Source organism: Arthrobacter wenxiniae (genome assembly GCF_013376105.1).
Lineage (GTDB): Bacteria > Actinomycetota > Actinomycetes > Actinomycetales > Micrococcaceae > Specibacter > Specibacter wenxiniae.
Genome location: NZ_JAAMFM010000079.1, coordinates 1 through 845, shown reverse-complemented (window position 1 = coordinate 845; position 845 = coordinate 1). Strand labels below are relative to the sequence as shown.

General features: G+C 68.0%; 1 protein-coding gene. It reads right to left on the bottom strand.

Annotation, left to right across the window (positions count from 1 at the left end):
• Positions 1 to 44: 44 nt before the first annotated feature.
• Positions 45 to 845 (bottom strand): lipoyl synthase (locus G6034_RS19430; RefSeq protein WP_176636745.1); only part of this gene is annotated, 801 nt, incomplete at its 5' end.

Genomic DNA, 845 nt, shown 5'->3' with positions numbered 1-845 from the left:
TGCCGGGATGCCCGTGGGCGGCCCGGCCGCATGAGCAAGCGCGGCTAGTGTGCGGCGATGAGTGAGGCGGCTTCCTGGCGGGTGTGTCCGGAGTCCTCGATGCCTTCGGCGATGTGGGCGAGGTGTTCGGGGATGTCGCGGCCCTTTTTGCGCATGGCGGTGGCCCAGAGCCGGCCGGCCCGGTAGGAGGAACGCACCAGGGGTCCGGACATGACGCCGAGGAACCCGATCTCCTCGGCCTCTTCGGAGAGTTCCAGGAATTCCTGCGGCTTGACCCAGCGGTCCACCGGCAGGTGCCGTTCGGAGGGGCGCAGGTACTGGGTGATCGTGATCAGGTCCGTCCCGGCGTCGTGCAGGTCCTGCAGGGCGGTGGAGATTTCCGCCCGGGTCTCGCCCATGCCCAGGATCAGGTTGGACTTGGTGACCATGCCCAGGTCCCGGCCCTGCGTGAGGACGTCCAGGGAACGCTCGTACCGGAAGGCCGGGCGGATGCGCTTGAAGATCCGCGGCACCGTCTCGACGTTGTGGGCGAACACCTCCGGGGCGGAGGCGCAGATCGCCGCGATGTGTTCGGGCCTGCCGGAGAAGTCCGGGATGAGCAGCTCGACCCCGGTGTTCGGGTTCAGCTCGTGGATCTTGCGCACCGTCTCGGCGTAGAGCCACACGCCCTCATCGGCCAGGTCGTCGCGGGCCACCCCGGTCACGGTGGCATAGCGCAGGTTCATCTGCACCACGGACTTGGCGACCTTGGTGGGCTCGAACATGTCGATCGGGGAGGGCTTGCCGGTGTCGATCTGGCAGAAGTCGCAGCGGCGCGTGCATTCGGAGCCGCCGATCAGGAACGT